The sequence below is a fragment of the Pseudomonas rhodesiae genome (assembly GCF_007858255.1).
Taxonomy (GTDB): Bacteria; Pseudomonadota; Gammaproteobacteria; order Pseudomonadales; family Pseudomonadaceae; genus Aquipseudomonas; species Aquipseudomonas rhodesiae.
Genome location: NZ_VFEU01000012.1, coordinates 1 through 20794, shown reverse-complemented (window position 1 = coordinate 20794; position 20794 = coordinate 1). Strand labels below are relative to the sequence as shown.

At 62.1% G+C, this 20794-nt stretch carries 26 protein-coding genes; 14 read left to right on the top strand and 12 right to left on the bottom strand.

The features are described 5' to 3' along the window. Nucleotides 1–6: 6 nt before the first annotated feature. From nrdD to FIV35_RS18075, 3 genes are all read left to right on the top strand, one after another. Nucleotides 7–162, top strand: a complete 156-nt coding sequence (nrdD, locus tag FIV35_RS30115) for an anaerobic ribonucleoside-triphosphate reductase (RefSeq protein ID WP_034098430.1) — start codon at nucleotides 7–9, stop codon at nucleotides 160–162. Beyond that, the gene (locus FIV35_RS18080; protein ID WP_034138451.1) at nucleotides 159–854 is read left to right on the top strand and encodes an anaerobic ribonucleoside-triphosphate reductase activating protein; all 696 of its coding nucleotides are present in this window, start codon (nucleotides 159–161) and stop codon (nucleotides 852–854) included. The genes nrdD and FIV35_RS18080 overlap by 4 nt, the downstream gene beginning before the upstream one ends. 67 nt (nucleotides 855–921) lie before the next feature. After that, nucleotides 922–2541, top strand: a complete 1620-nt coding sequence (locus FIV35_RS18075; protein WP_034138450.1) for a methyl-accepting chemotaxis protein — start codon at nucleotides 922–924, stop codon at nucleotides 2539–2541. Between the two features lie 1202 nt (nucleotides 2542–3743). On the opposite strand, the gene FIV35_RS18070 is transcribed toward FIV35_RS18075, so the two are convergent. The 4 genes from FIV35_RS18070 to FIV35_RS18055 are packed head-to-tail and all read right to left on the bottom strand — an operon-like array spanning nucleotide 3744 to nucleotide 6801. Then, the gene (locus FIV35_RS18070) at nucleotides 3744–5096 is read right to left on the bottom strand and encodes a 4Fe-4S binding protein (protein ID WP_034138448.1); all 1353 of its coding nucleotides are present in this window, start codon (nucleotides 5094–5096) and stop codon (nucleotides 3744–3746) included. Continuing rightward, nucleotides 5093–5932 (bottom strand): FTR1 family iron permease, encoded by an 840-nt coding sequence (locus FIV35_RS18065; RefSeq protein ID WP_034138447.1) that lies wholly within the window; start codon nucleotides 5930–5932, stop codon nucleotides 5093–5095. Before FIV35_RS18065 ends, FIV35_RS18070 begins: the two co-directional genes overlap by 4 nt. Nucleotides 5933–5947: 15 nt before the next feature. Then, nucleotides 5948–6271 carry a cupredoxin domain-containing protein gene (locus FIV35_RS18060; protein WP_034138446.1) on the bottom strand — a complete coding sequence of 108 codons (324 nt, stop codon included), beginning with the start codon at nucleotides 6269–6271 and terminating at the stop codon, nucleotides 5948–5950. Next, nucleotides 6271–6801, bottom strand: a complete 531-nt coding sequence (locus tag FIV35_RS18055; protein WP_034138445.1) for an iron transporter — start codon at nucleotides 6799–6801, stop codon at nucleotides 6271–6273. Before FIV35_RS18055 ends, FIV35_RS18060 begins: the two co-directional genes overlap by 1 nt. Before the next feature lie 178 nt (nucleotides 6802–6979). On the opposite strand from FIV35_RS18055, the gene FIV35_RS18050 reads away from it, so the two are divergent. Beyond that, nucleotides 6980–7189, top strand: a complete 210-nt coding sequence (locus tag FIV35_RS18050; protein WP_034098416.1) for a DUF3079 domain-containing protein — start codon at nucleotides 6980–6982, stop codon at nucleotides 7187–7189. Here FIV35_RS18050 and FIV35_RS18045 read toward each other — a convergent pair. Together FIV35_RS18045 and FIV35_RS18040 are read right to left on the bottom strand one after the other, a co-directional pair. Continuing rightward, on the bottom strand, nucleotides 7178–7441 hold the full coding sequence (locus tag FIV35_RS18045; protein WP_080761448.1) for a hypothetical protein: 264 nt from the start codon (nucleotides 7439–7441) through the stop codon (nucleotides 7178–7180). The two genes, FIV35_RS18050 and FIV35_RS18045, sit on opposite strands and share 12 nt — an antisense overlap. A 69-nt stretch (nucleotides 7442–7510) precedes the next feature. Further along, nucleotides 7511–7984, bottom strand: a complete 474-nt coding sequence (locus FIV35_RS18040) for a PA2171 family ribosome-binding persister protein (RefSeq protein ID WP_034138444.1) — start codon at nucleotides 7982–7984, stop codon at nucleotides 7511–7513. A 280-nt stretch (nucleotides 7985–8264) separates the two neighbouring features. On the opposite strand from FIV35_RS18040, the gene FIV35_RS18035 reads away from it, so the two are divergent. Then, nucleotides 8265–8471: a PLD nuclease N-terminal domain-containing protein gene (locus tag FIV35_RS18035; RefSeq protein ID WP_034098413.1), complete on the top strand. Its 207-nt coding sequence runs from the start codon at nucleotides 8265–8267 to the stop codon at nucleotides 8469–8471. Nucleotides 8472–8534: 63 nt separating this feature from the next. Here the strand turns inward: FIV35_RS18035 and FIV35_RS18030 are convergent, their stop codons facing one another. Further along, nucleotides 8535–9095 (bottom strand): type 1 glutamine amidotransferase domain-containing protein, encoded by a 561-nt coding sequence (locus FIV35_RS18030; RefSeq protein WP_034114026.1) that lies wholly within the window; start codon nucleotides 9093–9095, stop codon nucleotides 8535–8537. 82 nt (nucleotides 9096–9177) lie between these two features. Next, complete coding sequence (locus tag FIV35_RS18025) at nucleotides 9178–9681, bottom strand: DUF4142 domain-containing protein (protein ID WP_034098409.1); 504 nt, start codon at nucleotides 9679–9681, stop codon at nucleotides 9178–9180. A 196-nt stretch (nucleotides 9682–9877) separates the two neighbouring features. On the opposite strand from FIV35_RS18025, the gene FIV35_RS18020 reads away from it, so the two are divergent. The 4 genes from FIV35_RS18020 to acpP all read left to right on the top strand — a co-directional run bounded on the left by FIV35_RS18020 (nucleotide 9878) and on the right by acpP (nucleotide 11514). After that, nucleotides 9878–10102, top strand: a complete 225-nt coding sequence (locus FIV35_RS18020) for a hypothetical protein (RefSeq protein WP_034098408.1) — start codon at nucleotides 9878–9880, stop codon at nucleotides 10100–10102. Nucleotides 10103–10118: 16 nt separating this feature from the next. Continuing rightward, nucleotides 10119–10892 (top strand): DUF72 domain-containing protein, encoded by a 774-nt coding sequence (locus FIV35_RS18015; RefSeq protein WP_052198967.1) that lies wholly within the window; start codon nucleotides 10119–10121, stop codon nucleotides 10890–10892. 120 nt (nucleotides 10893–11012) lie between these two features. Beyond that, nucleotides 11013–11264, top strand: a complete 252-nt coding sequence (locus FIV35_RS18010; protein ID WP_034098407.1) for a hypothetical protein — start codon at nucleotides 11013–11015, stop codon at nucleotides 11262–11264. Between the two features lie 10 nt (nucleotides 11265–11274). Beyond that, entirely contained in the window at nucleotides 11275–11514 is a 240-nt protein-coding gene (acpP, locus tag FIV35_RS18005) for an acyl carrier protein (protein WP_034138443.1), read from the top strand. A 21-nt stretch (nucleotides 11515–11535) separates the two neighbouring features. Here the strand turns inward: acpP and FIV35_RS18000 are convergent, their stop codons facing one another. Together FIV35_RS18000 and FIV35_RS17995 are read right to left on the bottom strand one after the other, a co-directional pair. Then, the gene (locus tag FIV35_RS18000; RefSeq protein ID WP_034098405.1) at nucleotides 11536–12318 is read right to left on the bottom strand and encodes a DeoR/GlpR family DNA-binding transcription regulator; all 783 of its coding nucleotides are present in this window, start codon (nucleotides 12316–12318) and stop codon (nucleotides 11536–11538) included. Between the two features lie 344 nt (nucleotides 12319–12662). Next, the gene (locus tag FIV35_RS17995; RefSeq protein ID WP_034138442.1) at nucleotides 12663–13589 is read right to left on the bottom strand and encodes an alpha/beta hydrolase; all 927 of its coding nucleotides are present in this window, start codon (nucleotides 13587–13589) and stop codon (nucleotides 12663–12665) included. Between the two features lie 141 nt (nucleotides 13590–13730). On the opposite strand from FIV35_RS17995, the gene FIV35_RS17990 reads away from it, so the two are divergent. The 5 genes from FIV35_RS17990 to FIV35_RS17970 all read left to right on the top strand — a co-directional run bounded on the left by FIV35_RS17990 (nucleotide 13731) and on the right by FIV35_RS17970 (nucleotide 18483). After that, complete coding sequence (locus FIV35_RS17990; RefSeq protein ID WP_034098401.1) at nucleotides 13731–14318, top strand: NUDIX domain-containing protein; 588 nt, start codon at nucleotides 13731–13733, stop codon at nucleotides 14316–14318. Between the two features lie 97 nt (nucleotides 14319–14415). After that, complete coding sequence (locus tag FIV35_RS17985) at nucleotides 14416–15006, top strand: antibiotic biosynthesis monooxygenase (protein ID WP_034098399.1); 591 nt, start codon at nucleotides 14416–14418, stop codon at nucleotides 15004–15006. After that, complete coding sequence (locus tag FIV35_RS17980; RefSeq protein WP_034138441.1) at nucleotides 15003–16841, top strand: amidohydrolase; 1839 nt, start codon at nucleotides 15003–15005, stop codon at nucleotides 16839–16841. The genes FIV35_RS17985 and FIV35_RS17980 overlap by 4 nt, the downstream gene beginning before the upstream one ends. Nucleotides 16842–16864: 23 nt before the next feature. Further along, complete coding sequence (ycaC, locus tag FIV35_RS17975; protein WP_034098396.1) at nucleotides 16865–17482, top strand: isochorismate family cysteine hydrolase YcaC; 618 nt, start codon at nucleotides 16865–16867, stop codon at nucleotides 17480–17482. 119 nt (nucleotides 17483–17601) lie between these two features. Then, nucleotides 17602–18483: a LysR family transcriptional regulator gene (locus FIV35_RS17970; protein WP_034138440.1), complete on the top strand. Its 882-nt coding sequence runs from the start codon at nucleotides 17602–17604 to the stop codon at nucleotides 18481–18483. Here the strand turns inward: FIV35_RS17970 and FIV35_RS17965 are convergent. Together FIV35_RS17965 and FIV35_RS17960 are read right to left on the bottom strand one after the other, a co-directional pair. Continuing rightward, nucleotides 18470–19507: an AraC family transcriptional regulator gene (locus tag FIV35_RS17965; RefSeq protein WP_034138439.1), complete on the bottom strand. Its 1038-nt coding sequence runs from the start codon at nucleotides 19505–19507 to the stop codon at nucleotides 18470–18472. The genes FIV35_RS17970 and FIV35_RS17965 overlap by 14 nt on opposite strands. Nucleotide 19508: 1 nt before the next feature. Further along, nucleotides 19509–20423, bottom strand: a complete 915-nt coding sequence (locus tag FIV35_RS17960) for a GGDEF domain-containing protein (RefSeq protein ID WP_034138438.1) — start codon at nucleotides 20421–20423, stop codon at nucleotides 19509–19511. Nucleotides 20424–20794: the final 371 nt, after the last annotated feature.

Here is a 20794-nt window from a genome sequence, read left to right as displayed (position 1 = left end):
CTCACCATGCAAACTGCGCAACCCCAACGTCAACGCTGTGAAGTCTGGACCCGCGTCATGGGCTATCACCGGCCCGTGTCGGCGTTCAACCCCGGCAAGCAATCCGAGCATAAGGAGCGCGTGCACTTCACCGAAACGGCTGCCGCGGCTGGGCGCCAATGACGCGAGCACTAAGGGTCGGGGGCCTGGTGCCCCTGACCACCCTCGACTACCCCGGCATGCTCGCCTGCGTGCTGTTCTGCCAAGGCTGCGCCTGGCGCTGCCGTTATTGCCATAACCCGGACTTGATCCCACCGCGCGGTAGCGCAGAGGTGGATTGGCGCCGGGTTTTGCTGTTTTTGCAGCGGCGTCAGGATCTGCTCGACGCGGTGGTGTTCAGCGGCGGCGAACCGACGCTGCAGGAAGGCCTGCCGGCGGCCATGGACGAAGTGCGCGAGATGGGTTTTCGCATCGGTCTGCACAGCGCCGGCATCAAACCCGCCAGCTTTGCCAATGCGCTGGCCCATGCCGATTGGGTCGGGTTCGATGTCAAGGCATTGGCCGAAGACTGCCAATCCATCACCCAGGTCAAAGGTAGCGGCGCCGCCAACTGGCACAGCCTCGACGCCTTGCTGGCCAGCGGCGTCGACTACGAATGCCGCACCACGGTGCACTGGCACCTGATCGACCCGCCACGCCTGTTGCGCCTGGCCCAGCGTTTGCAAGCCAGTGGCGTGAAGCGCTTCGCCGTGCAGATAGTCCGTACCGCCACCATGCTCGATACACAGTTGGCGTGCGCGCCGATACAAACGGCGCTGCCGGAGTTGTGGGCGCGGATGCGCGAGTTGTTTCCGGCGTTTGTGTTGCGAGGATGAGCCCTCCACAGGATTTTTTATCGATGCTGCCCCCCCCGTGGGCAGGCCTTCATCAAGGAATGTTCAGATGATCCACTTAACCACCGCACGCCGTATTGTCATTGGCTTTGCGATTGCGCCTCTGGCGCTGATCGGCCTGGTGTTCTACGCCTTGCACGACCTGTCCACGCTCAAGCAACAGGCCGACCAGATCGTGCAGCAGGACTGGCCGAAGATCGCGCCGATCATGGTGATCGCCACCGGCGTGCGGGACAACGGGCGCAACACCCGCGACCTGTTGATCGACCAAGATAACCAACAGGCCCAGGCGGCCATCGGCACCACGCGCCAACGCATCACCGAGGCGTTCGCCACCCTCGAACCGCTGCTCGATACCGCCGAAGGCAAGGCCGCCTACGCCCGTTTGAAAACCCATCGCGAAGCCTACGTGGCGGCGTTCACCCAAGTGCAGGCGCTGATCAAGCAGGGTGCCCGTGACCAGGGCCTGGCGCAGCTCAAGCAGCAGGTGATGCCGGCGGAGCTGGAGGTGTTCAAAAGCCTGGACGCCTTGATGGCGTTACAGGGGCGCGTGTTTGCCGAGCGCCAGCAGGTGGCGCAGGCTCTCTACGACGATGCCCGACGCACCATGATCGGCCTCTTTGTGCTGTGCCTGGCGCTGGTAGTGGCGGCGGCGGTGCTGGTCACCCGCAGTGTGCTGCGGCCCCTGGGCGGCGAGCCGGATGAAGCGGCACGGGTTTTGAGTCATATCGCCGGCGGTGACCTGACTATCGTGGTGCCGGTGGGTGACAGCGCGGAGGGCAGCGTGATGCGCAATCTGCATCACATGCAGCAGAACCTCCAGCAGATGGTGCGGCATATCGCAACGTCGGTGGACGGCGTGGCCAGTTCCTCGGAGCAACTCAGTGCGGTCAGCACCCAGACCAGCGGCAGCTTGCAGTTGCAGGGCCAGGAGATTGAGCAGGCCGCTACCGCCGTGAACGAGATGACCGCCGCTGTGGACGAGGTGGCGCGTAACGCGGTGAGCACCAGCGAAGCCTCGCGCCTGTCGGAACAGACCGCCCAGCGCGGCCAGGCCCAGGTCCAGGAAACCGTGGCCTCGATCAACACCCTGGCCAACGGCGTGGTGGAAACCTCCGAGCGCATCCAACAACTGGCTGGGCGCGTGCAAGACATCAGCAGCGTGCTCGATGTGATCCGCAGCATCGCCGATCAGACCAACCTGCTGGCCTTGAATGCCGCCATCGAAGCCGCCCGCGCGGGCGATGCCGGGCGTGGTTTTGCGGTGGTGGCCGATGAAGTGCGCGCGCTGGCCCATCGCACCCAGGTGTCGACCCAGGAAATCGAACAGATGATCGGCGCCATCCGCCAGGACAGCGAACACGCCGTGGCGGCCATGCACGACAGCAGCGAACGGGTGCAGGCAACTTTGGGCGTGGCCCAGCGCTCGGGGCAGGCGCTGGAAGAAATCACCCGGTCTATTTCCCAGATCAACGAGCGCAATATGCTGATTGCCAGCGCCACCGAAGAACAGGCGCTGGTGGCGCGGGAAGTGGATCGCAACCTGGTGGGCATTCGAACCCTGTCGCAGCAGGTGTTGCAGGGGGCTATTCATACACAGACGGCAGGGCAGGAACTGGCAGGCATGGCCGGGGATTTGCACCAGATGGTGGGGCGGTTCAAGGTCTAGGCCGCTACCAGAATCCCACCTTTGGAGCGGGTTCTTTCAGTTAATGCTGGGCAAGCCGTTTGGATTGGCCTGTCGCGAACTGCGCGGCAGTGCGCCGTATGATCCAGCCCAGGCAATGCAATCAAAGGTGGGAGGGGGCTTGCCCCCGATGTGGGCGTGTCAGTTGACACATGTGTTGCTGACCGGCCGCCATCGGGGGCAAGCCGCCTCCCACAGTTTGAGCGAGTTTTTTCAGTTAATACTGGGGAAGCCGTTTGGATCGGGCTGTCGCGAACTGTGCGGCAGTGCGCCGTATGATCCAGCCCAGGCAATGCAATCAAAGGTGGGAGGGGGCTTGCCCCCGATGTGGGAGTATCAGTTGACACATGTGTTGCTGACCGGCCGCAATCGGGGGCAAGCCCCCTCCCACAGTTTGAGCGAGTTTTTTCAGTTAATACTGGGGAAGCCGTTTGGACCGGCATGTCGCGAACTGTGCGGCAGTGCGCCGTATGATCCAGCCCAGGCAATGCAATCAAAGGGGGCTTGCCCCCGATGTGGGAGTGTCAGTTGATGCATGTGTTGCTGACCCGCCGCCATCGGGGGCAAGCCCCCTCCCACAGTTTGAGCGAGTTTTTGCAGTTAATGCTTGGGAAGCCGTTTGGACTGGCCTGTCGCGAACGGCACGGCAGTGCGGCGTATGACCTGGCCCAGGCAATGCAATCAAAGGTGGGAGGGGGCTTGCCCCCGATGTGGGCGTGTCAGTTGACACATGTGTTGCTGTTCCGCCGCCATCGGGGGCAAGCCCCCTCCCACAGTTTGAGCGAGTTTTTGCAGTTAATACTGGGGAAGCCGTTTGGATCGGGCCTGTCGCGAACTGCGCGGCAGTGCGCCGTATGATCCAGCCCAGGCAATGCAATCAAAGGTGGGAGGGGGCTTGCCCCCGATGTGGGCGTGTCAGTTGATGCATGTGTTGCTGACCGGTCGCCATCGGGGGCAAGCCCCCTCCCACAGTTTGAGCCGGTTTTTTCAGTTAATACTTGGGAAGCTGTTTGGACCGGCATGCCGTGAACTGTGCGGCAGTGCGCCGTATGACCTGGCCCAGGCAATGACTATCAAAGGTGGGAGGGGGCTTGCCCCCGATGTGGGAGTGTCAGTCGACGCATCTGTTGCTGACCCGCCGTCATTTTCCCACAATGGACCGCCGTGCATCAGGCAAGTCGCGGTCAAGCCCAGCCCCAGAACTGTAACCACCATGCGCCTGCGACCAAGCCGGCTGCCATCAAGACACCCATCCATGCCGCCATCCGTGCCTTGCGCGGTAGGCCGCTCAGTTGCCGCCATCCCAACCAGATACACCATCCAACAGCCGCCACCAACAGGGCCCCGCGTGCCGTTTGCACCCAGGCCAATACCAACCCTTCGTAGCGCAATAACTTCACCGTGGTCGCCGATAAGCCGAGGAACAACCCCGCACCACCGAGTGGCGTCAGCGTCAGGGCAAGTGGCCGAAACAGTGCGCGGTCGCCCGCCACACGTGCGCTGAACTTCATCAGCACCCAGCATGCGCCGCCCAGCAGCAGTGAGCTGGCGCCCAGGTACAGCACGATGCACATCCCATCCAGCCAACTGAAACTGTCGTTGAGCTGCGGGTAGTGGGTCAGCAGCCACCATGGCGCGGTGTCTTGCAGTGGCCATAGCCAATCGTGTACCACCAGCCATTCGGCCAGGTGTTGTTTGAGGGCGATAAACCACGGGCTGACGGTCCATTGAAACGCGCCCATGGCCAGGCCGATCACGCCGAACAGCAGCAGGCGCGCGTCCCATACCGAGGCAGTTTGATGACGGGCCTTGAGGATTTCCTCGTTGCACGAGCGGGCGATCAGTTGCACGGCGCCGCGTTGCCCACTGCAACGCCCGCACGCGTGGCACTCGCTGGCGCCTTGCAGGCGGCGAATGTCCAGCAGCGGCGCGCAGTTGGGCAGGGGCAGGCGCGGCGCGGTGTTGGCCTTCCAGCGTTGCTCGTCCACCGCAAAGCGCACCGGCGCCAAGCGCGCCAGCAGGGCGAAGACGCCGCTGACCGGGCACAGGTAGCGACACCACACACGTTTGCCGCGCACGAACAAAAGGCCCACCACGACGGCCGCTACGGTGGAGCCGCCAAGAATCAGCAATGCTGCCTGGGCGTAGTCGTATACGCTGATCAATTGACCGTACAGGGTGGTCAGGCAAAAGCCCACGGTGGGCCAGCCGCCCCAGCGCAGCCAGCGCGGAATGCCCAGGCCGCGTCCGTGCTGGCTGGCCCATTCGCTTAGAGCGCCTTCCGGGCACAGCACGCCGCACCACAGGCGCCCGAACAGCACCATCGACAGCAACACGAACGGCCACCACACACCCCAGAACATAAATTGCGCCAGCAGCGTCAGGTTATTCACCAGGTGCGCCTGAGTGTCGGGCAGCGGCAGCAGCGCCGGCACCACCAGCAGCAGCGCGTAGACCACGACCACCGCCCATTGCAGCGCACGGATCAGCCGCGCATGGCGGCGCATGCTATCGCCCAGGCGGGCCAGCCAGCTCATACCGTGTGCCGCGACCGGCGCAGGCCGTGGCTCACCCACAGCCAGTAGCCGAGCAGCGCCACCAGGGTGATCAGGCTGGGCGCGGCGCGGTAGCCGGCGAAATCGGCGAGCAGGGCGCCCACGCCATGGCTGTCGCTGAGCAGTGCGCTGCTGTCCCAGCGGCTCTCACCGAAGGCCGTGTAGACCCAGTCCGGCAGGTCCATTGCCAGCAGCTGCCCGCTGATACGGTCCACGGCGGCCACCAGCAACGCGCCGCCCAGCAGCAACAGCAAGGCTTCGCTGAGGGCGAAAAAGTGCGCCCACGACAGTACGCGGCGGCTGCTGCGCAACAGCAGCACCGTGAGACCGGCCAGCACCAGGCCGAGCACGCCGCCAATGGCGAACAGGCTCAGGGCCGTGTCGTGCAAACGCGCGCCGGCGCCATACAGGAACACTACGGTTTCGCTGCCCTCGCGGCTCACCGCCAGCAACGCCAGCAGCAACAAGCCCCAGCCGCCCTGGCGTGCCAGGCGCTGGTCGGCGTCGCGTACCAGGCTGTGGCGAAGGGTGGGGCCGTGGCGATGCATCCAGAACACCATCTGCACCATCAGAGCGCTGGCGACCAAGGTCAGCAGCGCTTGCAGCCATCCGCCTTCGGCGCCGGTCATGGTTTCTGCGGCCCACAGCATCAACCCGGCCAGGCCCGTCGAGCACAACAGACCGAGCAGCACCCCGGCCCACAGAAAGCGTGCCAGGCCCGAGCGGCCGGCCTGCTGGCTAATCCAGGCTTGCAGGATGCCGATCACCAGCAGCGCTTCGACGCTTTCGCGCCACACAATGAACATCGCTTGATTCATCAACGGCTCCTGCGGTTATTGAGCGAGGAGGCTGCCTTCGGGCAGCTGTGGGTTGAACTCGTCGAAGAACGGGTATTCGCCGGGTTTGAGCGGGTGGATCACCACAAAGGTGGTGACGCCGGGCGATAACACCTTCTCCACGCGCAACGGCGTGCTTTCGAATTCGGCCGGGCCCTGGCCGGCATTGGTGAGCACGATCTTGAAGCGTTCACCGGCCTTGACCACCAGTTGCGGCGGCGTGAAGTGCCCATCGCGCAAGCTCAACTCATAGGTGGGCAACGGCGCCGCGGCGGCCGCGCCGCCGAGCAGCAGGCCACCCAGCAGCAAGGCGCGGCGCATCAATAACCGCCTTTCTTGCCGATGCCGGCGTAGACGAATTCGTAGTGCACTTCGCAACGCTCGAACCACGGCGCAACCCCGGTTTCCTTGTCGGTGTGGCGGCCCAACGAATGAGGGCCGGTGGGCGGCAGCACGCTGAAGGTGAGGGTGTATTTGCCGGGGCCTTGTAGCTTGACGTTATCGCCGTAGTGCGGGCCGTCATTGGCAACCATGGCGTGAAAGTCGCCGCTGATCGGCGTGTCGCTGCCTTGTTTTTTCAAGGTGAAAGATAGGTTCAGGTATGGCACGAAACTGCCTTCCTGAAAGCCTTGGGCGTTGTCCGCCGTGGCGCGCACATCGGCCTCCAGGTGCACGTCGGAGTCGGCGGTGGCGCGCATCATGCCGGTAGGCGCCATTTCGATCGGTTGCAGGTACACGGCGCCGATTTCCAACCCTGGGCACTGTTGCGATTCGCCAATCGGGTATTCCTTGGCCAGTGCGGCAGAGGTGGACAGCAGCAGGGCCAGCGGCAGCAGAGAGAGGGTTCGCATGAAAACTTCCTGACGGGTGAGGGGAGAGGGCCCGAGTCTAGGAAGGTGCGGCGCAGATAATAATGATTCTTGTCAAGTTTCGAGGATATTTCATCTTGGCCATGCTTGATGCCGGTCAAGGTTAGCCGCCACCTCACACGTTACGGTGAGGCTACCGCGCGTTGATAAGGAACTCGTCATGGCCAAGCCGTTTCCGTTGCACCCTAAGCACCCTGAGCGAATCTGCTGGGGCTGCGACCGTTACTGCGCCGCCACTGATTTGGCCTGTGGCAACGGTGCCGATCGCACCATGCACCCCGCCGAGATGCTCGGCGACGACTGGTACGAGCATGGCGATTGGGGCGTGACCACGCAGCCACCCCCCGTGGACGAACCATCAGCTGCCTGAGCGAGGTGTGTCTTTGCGCTCTTTGGAGGGTTTAGCGGGTTTGGGTTTGGGGGCTCGTTTCGCCGGCGGTTGTTTCTGCGTGCTGTTGTCGGTTTTCTGGCTGCTGTCTGAAGGGCTGCTGGGGTAAGTACCCGGCGGCAGTGCCGAACCTGCGGCACCGCTGTTGTCGCCGAATGCCGCAAAGACAGGCCCGGCGAGCAGCGCTGTCAGGCAAGCGGTAAGTACGATCCTTCGGGACGTGGTGGTCTTCATGACGCAATCCCCTTATGTCATTGCACAAACCCCGGGCCGCTGGAGCGTGGCCCGTGGTCCGGCCAGCCGTTAAGCCGCCATCGGCTTGGCCATGGTTTTTTTATACGCGGCCTTCATGGCCTCCATTTCGGCACCGAGTTCTTCCAGTTGTGCCTTGCCCAGCAGCTTGCGGGCTTGGGGGAACATTTCGGTTTCCTCTTCTTCGATGTGGTGCTCCAGCAGTTCCTTGACCACTTTGACGCGGCCGGAAAACTCAGTGCTGGACGGCTGGGTCTTCTTCAGGTCGGGCAGAACCAGGCTGTCGACGGTGCGGTGCTCTTCCTTGGCTTCGTGGTACATGATGTCCTGCTCTTTGCCGCCGGCTTTGCGGAAGGCCGGGTAGAGAATCTCTTCTTCAAGCTTGGTGTGCAGGGTGATTTCCATTTCGAGCTTGGCCAGCAGCTCAGTGCGCTTTTTAACGCCGCGCTCGGTGGATTCGCTCAGTTGGGTCAGCAGTGTCTTGACGCGTTCATGGTCGGCTTTGAGCAGGTCGATGGCATTCATGGTGAAACCTCACGGATAGGGTTCGGGCACGTCGAAATGCGCGCCTCGTCCGATGGGGTGTTGCATCCGCCGTACCAACTCTTGGTTATAAATAAATAATTTAAATATCAATAACTTATTGGTTTTATGCGAATGCTGCTGTCGTGCAGCTTGCATGGTTGCCCAGGCACTACGTTGCATTACGCCGGCCTGATGCGCGCTGTTTGCGACACTTGCGCAAATCCGATGGAACCCTGAGCGCAATGGGTTGACCTAAGCCTTAGACCTCAGGAGGTGAAACATGCAATTAGAATATGTCTGGATCGGGTTGGCGGTGGTTGTACTGCTGTTGGAACTGTGGGCGATCAACGCCGTATTGCGCAGCACCAGTGGCTGGGAGACCAAGGGGTTGTGGCTGATCATCCTGATCTTTGTGCCGCTGCTGGGGCTGATTGCCTGGGCGATGTTCGGGCCCAAGCGTGAGATGCCGGAGCAAGGTAAACACTGAGGTATGGCTCAGACAGCAAACAGGCGCCCCTCGGGGCGCCTGTTTTGTTTACGGGTTCGCCGATCAGCCGGCGAGTGCCTTGGCAATCGCGTCATTGAACGCCGGCAGATCGTCCGGCGTGCGCGAGGTGATCAAGGTCCAGCCATTGGCCTGGCATTGCTTGACCGGCTCATCCACCCAGCCGGCGGCACCGGCGTTTTCCAGGTCGATGCGTACGCTCTTGTAGGAGGTGAGGGTCTTGCCTTTGATCACGCCTGCGTCGATCAAGGCCCATGGGCCGTGGCAGATCGCGGCGATAGTTTTGCCGGCATCGGCGAATTCTTTGATCAGGCGCAGCGCGGCCGCGTCCTGGCGTAGGGTGTCGGCGTTGACGGTGCCACCGGGAATCACCAGGGCATCGAAGTCGCTGCCGACCACGTCCGACAGTTGCACATCGGATTCCACGGTCTTGTCCTTTTCGGTGTCGCCCACGAACGTCTGGGTGGTGCCGCCCTTGCTGGACGCATGGGTCACATTGGCGCCGAAACCGCGCAACGCTTCCAGCGGCTTGACCAGTTCGTCGCGTTCGATACCGGTATTGGAGGTGATGATCAGGATGTGTTTACCGTTGAGGTGGGTGCTCATGATCGAGTGTCTCCTGTGCGAAGGGGGGATTGGCGTCACGAATGCCCCCGCGTCGTCTGACGCAGGGGCGTGATCGGGCGAATTACTTGGCGTACTTGCTTTGCAGCTCTTTGGCCATTTGCAGGTGTTTTTCCAAGGTCGGCAGCTTCTCGGTGGCGAAAGCTTTCAGCTCGGCGTTGTCCGAAGAGGTCGACTCTTTCTTGAACAGTTCCACGGCTTCTTCGTGGGCGTTGACCTGGTTGTTGGCATAGGCCTTGTCGAAGGACTCATCGCGCATTTCCAGGATGGCTTTCTTGGCCTTGTCCATCAGTGCGGCGTCGTCCGGCACTTCCAGATCATGCTTCTTGGCCAGGGCCATCAGTTCCTGGTTGGCTTTGGTGTGGTCATCGACCATGTGCTGGGCGAAGGTTTTCACGTCGGCCGAGCTGCTTTTTTGCAGGGCCAGTTTGCCGGCCTCGACTTCAGTGATGCCGCTCTGTGCGGCCTTGTCTACGAAGTCGTTGGAGGTGGCCGCGAAGGCTGCGGACATCGAACCGGCAACCAGTGCGAAAGTCAGGCCCATTTGTTTCATCAGCTTGGTAGTCATGGTGTCTCTCCTTGTGAATGACGTGATGTCGCTACCTGGGTGTTGAGCCGGCACTGGGGCAAAAGGTTTAAATTTTTTTGTGCTTTTTTCGCCAGCGGTGGCCGCGGCAAATTCCTTGAACTATCGAAAAGCCCAGGGCTCAGCTGAATGAGCCCGCCGTGTGATGGCGGCGCGTCAATTACTAGGAGAATGCCCCGTGACCGAGCACAAGAGCGCCGATAAAACCCCCACCCCCGTCAGCTCCGAAGAGGCGCAAAAAGGCACCGACAATCCTGTCAAAGGCCAGACCCTGGAGCGCCCGAACCCCAACACCGAAACCGTTGACAAGGTGCTCACCCCCACCTCGATCAAAGACACCGAGCGCCAGACCGATGCGATTAACGAACAAGCCGCCAAGGCCGAGCGCAAATTGAGCCACTGAGCGGAGCATTCAAGCCATGGCTGACGACGCCGGCCGCGCGGCTGCTGTTTGGGCGGCCCCCTTGTACATCGGCTGCGCAGGCTGGAGCCTGCCGCGCGAACACTGGCCGGCATTCGTCACAGAGGGCACGCATTTGCAGCGCTATGCCTCGCGCTTCAATGCGGTGGAAATCAACAGTTCGTTTTATCGCGCTCACTTGCCCGCGACCTACGCGCGCTGGGCACAGTCGGTACCGTCGACTTTTCGGTTCTCGGTGAAAGTGCCCAAACTCATCACCCATGAGCTGCGACTGGCGCATTGCGAAACCGCGCTGGAGGAGTTTCTCGCGCAGTGTCAGCGATTGGGCGACTCCCTAGGCTGCCTGCTGGTGCAATTGCCGCCTTCATTGGCGTACGAGCCCGTGACCGCTGCGGTGTTTTTCCGCGCCTTGCGCCAACGCTATCTGGGCGCCGTGGTGCTGGAACCGCGGCATGCCAGTTGGCTTGAGGCTGAAGGGTTGTTGCAGGATTTGCATATCGGCCGGGTCGCCGCCGACCCTGCGGCAATTGAGGGCGGCCATCTGCCCGCCGGCTGGCAAGGCGTGCGCTATTGGCGCCTGCACGGTTCCCCGCGCATTTACCACAGCGCCTATGGCCCCGAACGGGTGCAGGCGTATGCCCGGCAGTTGGTGCAGTCCTTCGAGCAAGGCATCCCTACCTGGTGCATCTTCGATAACACCGCCAGCGGCCGGGCGCTGGACGACGCGCTGTACCTTCTGGAGCAGCAGCTGGCGGGGTTTAGCACGCTCTAACGGGTGAATGGCTTGGGTTCATTGCCAATCGATCTATACACCTGTCAGATCTGACAGTAGCCGCTTTGTATCCGATGGATATAGTCAAAGGCGTACACATGCCCAGCCGGGAGAGCGGCCATGACTAAATCCGAATTGAAGAAGTTCCTCCAAATCAAGATCGACCAAAAAGCCAACATCATCCTCAACGAGCGGGTGCGCTATGACGACGCGGCCTTCGGCGAGCTGAAAATCTATGCCTGTCTGCGGCGTATCCTGAACAAAACTGCGACCCTTGAAGACCTCGGTGTGCTGCATGCCGTGAACAACTTGCTGCATGCCACCGGTGTGCTGGCGCCCAATGAAACGCTCGGCTCCAAGGTCACCAAGTGAGGATATTCAAATGAGTGACATCGAACAGCGAGTGAAGAAAATCGTCGCCGAACAGCTAGGCGTTGCTGAAGCCGACATCAAGAACGAGAGTTCTTTCGTGGACGATTTGGGCGCCGATTCCTTGGACACGGTGGAACTGGTGATGGCCCTGGAAGACGAGTTCGAAATTGAAATTCCGGACGAGGAGGCCGAGAAAATCACCCAGGTCCAATTGGCCATTGATTACGCGAGGGCGCACGCAAAGTCATAGCGCAAACACACGCTGCGGTGGCTAGACATCCACCCGCAGCACTTCCAGCCCCAACTGTTCATACGCCGCGATATCCGGCGCATGCCACTCGGTGATCAGGCTGTGGATTCGGCTGCACGGCGCCACCACGAAGGGCTCCACAGCGCCGAGTTTGTCGGCCATGGTCACCGCCACCACCTGGGAGGCGCTGTCGAGCAAGGCTTGCTTGACCGCCACTTCGTCGAAATGCAGCGACGTCATGCCCACCTGTGGGTGCAGCGCGCAGACCCCGGTAAACAGCAGATCGGCCTTGATGCTTTGGATCAAGCGCACGGTGTCGTGGCCGTGGGTGGAGAGGGTGGCCGGGTTGAGTTGGCCCCCGGCGAGGATCACCTTGACGTCAGGGTGGTCCGCCAGGGCGATGGCAATCATCGGCGATGCCGTCACCACCGTAAGGCGGAGCGACAGCGGCAGTGAGCGGGCGATCTGCAGCGTGGTGGAGCCGGAATCGAACATCACGATCTGCCCGTCCTCGACGCGTTCGGCGGCCAGTTGGGCCAGGTGCCGCTTAACCGCATCGGTCTCACCGACCCGGGTAAAAAAATCCTTACCGGTGTCTTTAGGCCGGGGCAGGGCGCCACCGTGCACACGCTGCAACAGGCCGGCTGCGGCCAGTTCGCCGAGGTCGCGGCGGATGGTGTCCGGGGACACCGCAAAGTGTTCGACCAGTTCGGCTGCGGTGACTTTGCCGTCGCGCTCCAGCAGCAACAGGATCTTTTGTTTGCGTAACGAGGGGAGGTCGATGGCGGCGTGGGTGTTTTGCATGTTTGTGCGCTTTTTTGCGGGTTTGTGCGAGATTAATCGCCGACCCTGTTGAACGCAATGCTTGACTTTCACCCTCTCGTTTAACCGCCCCAAGCCGTCGATTGGAATCGGGGCGGTTTAGCGGCCGCGCCCATTTAAGGCGCGACCCGCCGCACAAAAAAATCGTAAAAAAATAAAAAGAGTTGTCCACGAAAACCGTGGGTATCTCTGTGGATAACTTTGCCGGGCCCCGGCGGGGTTGGTGATTTCGCCCAAGATCAATATTTGATCAACTTAAGGTTTGGCCCAGCATGGCCAGGGTTTGCGCTTGACAGGCCCGCTCGAAACCAGTGCCGAAAAGCGTTTTACGAGTCGCCGTCGCGGCTTGTGGAGTGTGTGATGGCTTGCGTCTGAACCTTCGATTGCATCAGTTGATCGAGCGCCTGGCGATACATGCGACCGGCCAGGCTCATGCTGTTGTTGTGGCTGGCACCGGGCACCAGCAACAAGCGTTTGGGCTCTTGGGCAGCGGCAAACAATTGCTGGCTGAAACGCGGCGGAACGTAGCGGTCGTCCAGGCCATGCACCACCAACAACGGCATGCGGATATCGGCGATCTTGTCGATGGAATCGAATTTCTGCGACAGTAGCCAGCGCACCGGCAACGAGGTGTTAGCCACCGCTGTGGCCACATCGGCAAGGGAAGTAAAGGTGGATTCGATCACCAGGCCACGCACCGGCACCGGCGATTGCTGACCCAGTTCCGCCGCCAGGTCGATGGCCACCGCGCCGCCGAGGGAATGCCCGTAGATCAGGCGTTTTTGTGGGTCGGGTTGCAGCACCTGAAAGCGCTCCCAGGCGATGCGCGCGTCTTCGTATACCGTGGTTTCCGACGGCAAGTCGCCATGACTTTTGCCGAAGCCCCGGTAGTCGATGGCCAGCACCGAAAAGCCCAGGGCATGCAATTGCTCGATGCGAAACAGTTGCCCGGTCAGGTTCCAGCGCACGCCATGCAGGTAGAGGATCGCCGGCGCATTCTTGCTGGCCGCCGGGTACCACCAGGCATGGATGTTCTGCCCGGCTTTGAAGCTGGCCGGCTTGAGTTCGAATTCCTGCACCGCCTTGGGCAGGCCGCTGTACCAACTGGCGGTACCCGGCTCGATGCGAAATACCAGCTCGCGCTCTTTGTGCTGCAAGATGCTGCACCCCACCGGCAGACCCACGATCAACAACGCCATGCACAGCAGGGGAAACCAGCGCAGGCCCAGGCGAGACAGCAAACGAGACGACATGAACGTTCCAGGTCAAAAGGTGAAGCAGGGTTTTTACCAGAAGCCCCGTGCCGGCAGGAATTATTTCGACCACCGTTGTGCGGCTTGACGCTGCCGCTCTCTGCGCGACATGCTCCTGCTCCTTTGAGCAAAGGCCCGACCATGGACAGCAGCCCCGTACGCATCACCGCCGAAGAGACCCTTTCGGACAACTGGTACAACCTCAAGAAATACAGCTTCGATCTGCGCCGCCGCGACGGTAGCTGGCAGGCCCAGACCCGTGAGGTGTACGACCGTGGCAATGGCGCCACTATCCTGTTGTACAACCGCGCGCAACGCACGGTGTTGCTGATTCGCCAGTTCCGCATGCCCACGTTCGTCAACGACTACCACGGTTACCTGATCGAAGCGGCGGCCGGCCTGCTCGACAACGCCAGCCCCGAAGAACGCATTCGCCTGGAAGCCGAAGAAGAGACCGGTTATCGCGTCGGGCACGTCGAGAAAATCTACGCGGCATTCATGAGCCCAGGCTCGGTGACCGAGCGGATTCACTTCTTTATCGGCCAATACCAGCCGGCCGATCAGGTTGGCAGCGGCGGTGGCCTTGAAGAAGAGGGCGAAGACATCGAAGTGCTGGAGCTGGGTTTCGAACAAGCCTTGGCGATGGTGCAAAGTGGCGAGATCGTGGATGGCAAGACCATCATGCTGTTGCAGCATCTGGAACTGCGGATGTTGAAAGAAGGCTGGTAAGCCCGTCCCATCCACACAGCACGTACATGCAATTTTCCTTGGCGGGTCCACGGCACACTTCCCTCATCGCTGATAGTGGGAAGCAGAGGGGCACGCCATGGATCCAGCCGCCAAGACAGGGGCCGACGAAGTCGTCACCCTGGTGGTCAAACACCGCATCAAATCCGGCCTTGAGGCCGACTACGAAGCCTGGCTACGGCGCATCGTGCGCATTGCCGGCGAACGGCCCGGGCACCTGGGCGTCGACGTGGTGCGCGGCAAGCAGGACGGCCTGGCGCTGTTTACCTGCGTGCTGCGCTACCGCTCCACCGACGACCTGCAACACTGGCTCGAATCGCCCCAACGCAAGGCCCTGATCGACGAAGCCGCGCCGATGCTCGCCGATGGCGACCAGACCGAAATCGGCGCCGTCAACGAATTCTGGTTCACCCCCCTGGCCGACGGCAGCGCGCCGCCGCCGCGCTGGAAACAGGCGGTGGTGTCGCTGTGCGTGATCCTGCCGCTGACCCTACTGGTGCCGATTATCTGGGGCCCGCTGCTGCGCCTGCATCCCTTGCTCTCTAACTACGTGGTGTCCACGTTCCTGGTCACCGTGACCATTGTGGTGCTGGTGGTCTACGTGATGATGCCGGCCGCCACGCGCCTGTTCGCTCCCTGGCTTGAAGCCTCTGTAAAGGAAACCCTATGAACGCCGATCTGATCCTGTTCAATGGCCAGTTCCACACCGTGGACCGTGAAAACCCGCGTGCGACCGCCGTCGCCATCCACCAGGGCCGCTTCGTTGCGGTCGGCACCGACGCTGAAGCGATGGCCCTGCGTGGCAGCGCGACCCAGGTCATCGACCTCAAGGGCCGCACGGTTATCCCGGGTCTCAACGACTCGCACCTGCACCTGATTCGTGGCGGCCTGAACTACAACCTCGAACTGCGCTGGGAAGGCGTGCCGTCCCTGGCCGATGCCTTGCGCATGCTCAAGGATCAGGCCGACCGTACGCCGACACCGCAGTGGGTGCGTGTGGTCGGTGGCTGGAACGAATTCCAGTTCGCCGAAAAGCGCATGCCGACCCTGGAGGAACTCAACCAGGCCGCGCCGGATACCCCGGTGTTCGTGCTGCACCTGTACGACCGCGCCTTGCTTAACCGCGCGGCTCTGCGCGTGGCCGGCTACACCAAGGACACGCCGAACCCGCCGGGTGGCGAGATCGTGCGCGACAGCAATGGTAACCCCACCGGCATGCTGGTGGCGCGGCCCAATGCGATGATCCTGTATTCGACCCTGGCCAAAGGCCCGAAACTGCCGTTGGAATACCAGGTCAATTCGACTCGCCAGTTCATGCGCGAACTCAATCGCCTGGGTCTGACCAGCGCCATCGATGCCGGCGGCGGTTTCCAGAACTATCCCGATGACTACGCAGTGATCGAGCAACTGGCCAAGGACCAACAGTTGACGGTGCGCATCGCCTACAACCTGTTCACCCAAAAGCCCAAGGAAGAACTCAGCGACTTCAAGAACTGGACCGGCAGCGTCACCCTGCACCAGGGCGACGACTACCTGCGCCACAACGGCGCCGGTGAAATGCTGGTGTTCTCCGCCGCCGACTTCGAAGACTTCCTCGAACCGCGCCCCGACCTGCCGCTGACCATGGAGCAGGAACTGGAACCGGTGGTGCGTCACCTGGTGGAGCAGCGCTGGCCGTTCCGCTTGCATGCCACCTACGACGAATCGATCTCGCGCATGCTCGACGTGTTCGAGAAGGTCAATCGGGATATTCCCTTCAACGGCCTGCCGTGGTTCTTCGACCACGCCGAAACTATCACCCCGAAAAACATCGAGCGCGTACGCGCCCTGGGCGGTGGTATTGCGATCCAGGACCGCATGGCGTTCCAAGGCGAATATTTCGTCGAGCGCTACGGTGCCAAAGCCGCCGAAGCCACGCCGCCGATCAAACGCATGCTGGCCGAAGGCGTGCCGGTCGGCGCCGGCACCGACGCCACCCGCGTATCGAGCTACAACCCCTGGACCTCGTTGTACTGGATGGTCAGCGGCCGCACTGTCGGTGGTCTGGAACTGCATGCCGAGGGCCTGCCGCGCCTTACCGCGCTGGAATTGTTCACCCATGGCAGCGCCTGGTTTTCTTCGGAGCAGGGCAAGAAGGGCCAGATCAAAGTCGGCCAATTGGCGGACGTCGCCGCGCTGTCGGCGGATTTTTTCAGCGTCGATGAAGAGGCCATCAAATGGATCGAATCGGTGCTGACCGTGGTCGGCGGCAAAGTGGTGTACGGCGCCGGCGACTTCGAAGACTACGCACCGCCGCGCGTGCCGGTGCTGCCGGACTGGTCGCCGGTGGTCAAGGTGCCAGGGCACTGGCGCCCCAGCTCGCCATTGCAGGCCCAGGTTCACCAGTGCAGCGGCCCCTGCGGCGTGCATGCCCACAGCCATGAAAAAGCGCGCCTTTCCAGCGTGCCGGTCAGCGACTTCCAGGGTTTCTGGGGCGCGTTCGGCTGCTCGTGCTTTGCCTTTTAATCCCAACCCAAGGAGTTAACCCCATGACGTACAAGCGCTTGAACAAAGATGACGCAGTGGTGCTGTTGGTGGATCACCAGACCGGCCTGATTTCCCTGGTACAGGATTTCTCCCCCAACGAGTTCAAGAACAACGTGCTGGCCTTGGCCGATGTCGCCAAATTCTTCAACTTGCCGACCATCCTCACCACCAGCTTCGAAAGCGGCCCTAACGGCCCGTTGGTGCCGGAACTCAAGGCCATGTTCCCGGACGCGCCATACATCGCTCGACCTGGCCAGATCAACGCCTGGGATAACGAAGACTTCGTCAAAGCGGTCAAGGCCACCGGCCGCAAGCAGATCATTATTGCCGGTGTGGTGACGGACGTGTGCGTAGCGTTCCCGACCCTGTGCGCTCTGGCCGAAGGCTTTGAGGTGTTCGTGGTCACCGACGCGTCCGGCACCTTCAACGAAACCGTGCAACAAGCCGCCTGGGCACGCATGACCGCCGCCGGCGCGCAACTGGTCAACTGGTTCGCCGTGGCCTGCGAGCTGCAAGTGGACTGGCGCAACGACATGGAAGGCCTGGCCAACCTGCTGTCGCCGCGTATCCCCAACTACCGCAACCTGATGAACAGCTATTCGGCGTTCACCGCCAAGTAACCGGTTCTCACGCCTGTAGGTCATCGATGTGAGAGGGGGCTTGCCCCCTCCCACATTTGATTTGTGGTGTTGCGATCATCCGGTTATAAAGCCCTGCAAATGTCCACCGAGAAGCGACAATGAACCCCTTCGAAGACATGCGCCTGTTCTGCCAGGTCATGGAGTCCGGCAGTTTCACCGCTGCCGCTGAACAGCTGGGCCTGTCCAAGCAGTTCGTCAGCCGCCGCTTGATCCAACTGGAAGACCGCCTGGGCGTGCGCTTGCTCAATCGCTCCACGCGTCGGTTGGATGTCACGCCCCTGGGGCAGAGTTATTACGAATCCGCGTTGCGTCTGCTCGGTGAAGTCGAGCAGGTGGAGCAGGGCATTGCCGGGCAGAACAGCGAGCCGCGCGGCACCATCCGCCTCAGTGCGCCGCTGTCGTTTGCCATCGCCCACCTGGGCTGTCTGCTGCCGTTATTTCTGCAACGCTATCCGCAGGTGACGGTGGAGGTCGACCTCAGCGACCGCCCCGTGGACCTGATCGGCGAGGGCTACGACCTGGTGCTGCGTATCGGCACCCTGGAAGATTCCACGTTGATCGCGCGCCGCATCGCCAGCATCGCGCGGGTCTACTGCGCCAGCCCCGACTACTTGGCGTTGCGCGGCACGCCGCAGAAACCCGAGGACCTGACCGACCACGACTGCCTGCCGTACGGCCACGGCCGCCAGGTGCAATGGCGCTTCAAGGGCAAGGTGCAGGCGCTGAACGTCAGCGGGCGCATGCGCGTGAACAACGGCGACTTGCTGCGCGACACCGCGATTGCCGGGCTGGGCGTTACCTACCTGCCCACCTTTATCGTCGGCGATGCCTTGCAGGACGGGCGCCTGGTCACGGTGCTTAATGAGTTCGCCCCCGAGGCGCTGACCTTGTCGGCGGTGTATCCCCAGCACCGCCAAAGCTCACGGCCAGTGCAGGCGCTGGTGGAGTTTTTGCGCGAGCGCCTGGCTAGCGGCTGTTGAACAACTGACGGATCAGGTTCGGTGTGCTGCCGGTCCAGCGTTTGAAGGCGCGGCGAAAGTTGGCCGCGTCGTTGAAGTTCAGGTAGGCCGCCACCTCATCGTTGCTATAACCCTTGACCTGATACAGGTGCAACGCCACCTGCTTGCGCACGCGGTCGACCTGTTCCTGGAAACCGGTGTCGTGTTTGTGCAGTTTGCGCTTGAGGGTCGCCGGGCTCATGGCGAACGCCTGCGCCGCCTGTTCCAGGTTGGGTGGCTGGCGCACCTGATCGCGCAGGTAATCGTAGAGGCAGTCGAGAAAACTGTCGGCAAAGCCGAGCTGGTCGATCTGTGCATGGGCCTGTTGACGCGCGACTTGAGCGGCAGTGGCCGAGGCGCCGGGCCAGGCATGTGTCAGGTATTGGCGGGGGATGCACAGCATGTCCAGGGGGCGTGAAAAGCGCGTGTTTTCACCCAGGTTTACCCAGTACTGCTCGACATAACGCGGCTCGGCATGGCTGAAGCTGCACGCCCAGGGCAGGCGCTCGCCGCTGAGCCATTGGCTCATGGCAACCAGCGAAGTCATGCTGGCTTCGAGCAGGAAGCGCCAGTGCTCGCCGGCCCCGCAACTGTCCTGCCAATACAGGTAGGCGTGGTGCTCGTCCAACTCCAGATGCAGCGCCACCAGCGGGCTGAGCAACACCTGCAACTGGATCAGCACCTCCAGCGCCTGGTGCAGGTTTTGCGCATGGCCCAGGGCGTGGCTGGCGGCGCCGTAGTAGCCGGGCAATAGGCGTTGGCCGAACAGAAAGCTGCTGTCGTCGGCGTCGAGCAACTTGCGGCTGTTACCGATCAAACCCAGAAACTGCTGCGGGCTCAGGCGCGCGTTGCCGGCCAGGATGTCCTCGTGGAAAAGCCCGGTGCCGCGCAGCAAGCGATGGCTGTCGATGCCCCGCGACAGTGCCAGGTCGATCAGCGTGGCGGGTTGATAGTGCCCAGGGATAAAGCGGCAGTCGCTTTCATACCAGCGGGTGTTGATGGCCATGTCAGGCACTTTTCGCCAGGGGCTGCTTGGCCTTGGCCAACGCCAGGTTGAGGCGTTTGAGCAGGTCGTGGGGCGGTTCGTCCAGGGCCATTACCACCGCTGTGGAGGCCGCCAATTGCAGGCGCTCGCCTTGTTGCCGGGTCTTGTGGGCCAGGCCACGCACCGCTTGCTGCAATTCCAGAGCGATGTCTTTGGCCTGACGCTCGCCGGTATTGGGCAGCAGCACCACAAAGCGGTCGCCGGCCAGGCGGCACAACAAGTCCTGGCGGCGCAGGTTGAGCAACAGCAACTGGCTGAGGGCTTGCAGCACCGCATCGCCTTCGGCATGCCCATAGGCCTGGTTGATGGCGGCGAAATTGTCCAGATCCAGGGCCAGCAGCGACAGCGGTTGGGCCTGCTCACGGCTGTCCTGCAGGCTCTCGGCCAATTGCCGCTTGAGGTAGTCGGCACCGCCCAGGGGCGTGAGCTTGTCGAACAAGCGATGTTCGCGGAACACCCGCTCGCGTTTCTCCATCTGCGCGCTGATCGCCAGTTGCTCGCGGTGCCAGTGGTAGATGCCGAGAGTCAGCAGGATCATGCCCACCGGCATCGGGCCGGACTCCAGCCAGTGGTCCCAGGTGATGCTGTCGGGCAAGCGGATAAATTCGTCGAGGCTGTCGATCCACCAGGAAAAAAAGATGCACACCAGGCCCAGCACCAGATAGTTGCTTACGCGCCCGGCGGGGCGGCTCTTGAGCACCAGCCCCAGCCACACCAGCGCCAGTAACGCCGAACCGCCTTCGCCGACGATATCCAGCCACTCCCATTCGCTGACGCTTTTGAGCTCGCCACAAGCCAGGTGCAGGATCAGCCCCAGGTTGGCGGCAATCAGCAGCAGGGCGAGTTTCCAACGGTGGGGTTTGAGCACGGAGAACATAGCCGCGAGTCCTTGGGCAAAGAAGCGAAGGGCGCCAGCACAGCAGATGGATGTGACGGTTGGATGACAACGGGGAAAGGTCGAATCAGCTCACCTCAAACACGCCGCGCCACAAAAAGCGGGCTTGTTGTGGTGAGCGGGCTTGCCCTGCGTTGGGCTGCGAAGCGGCCCCAAACCCAGGCGCCTCGGTGTATCAGCTAAAACCACATCGCGTGGAATGGGGGCCGCTTCGCAGCCCAGCGCGGGGCAAGCCTGCTCATACATGGACGCCCCCAGTATGCCAAGCACTCAATTCGTGAAAACACAGACGGGATAAGGTTGCAGCCATACATCCGGACTTTAAGTGAGGCGGTGCCTCTGTCCCTGATGGA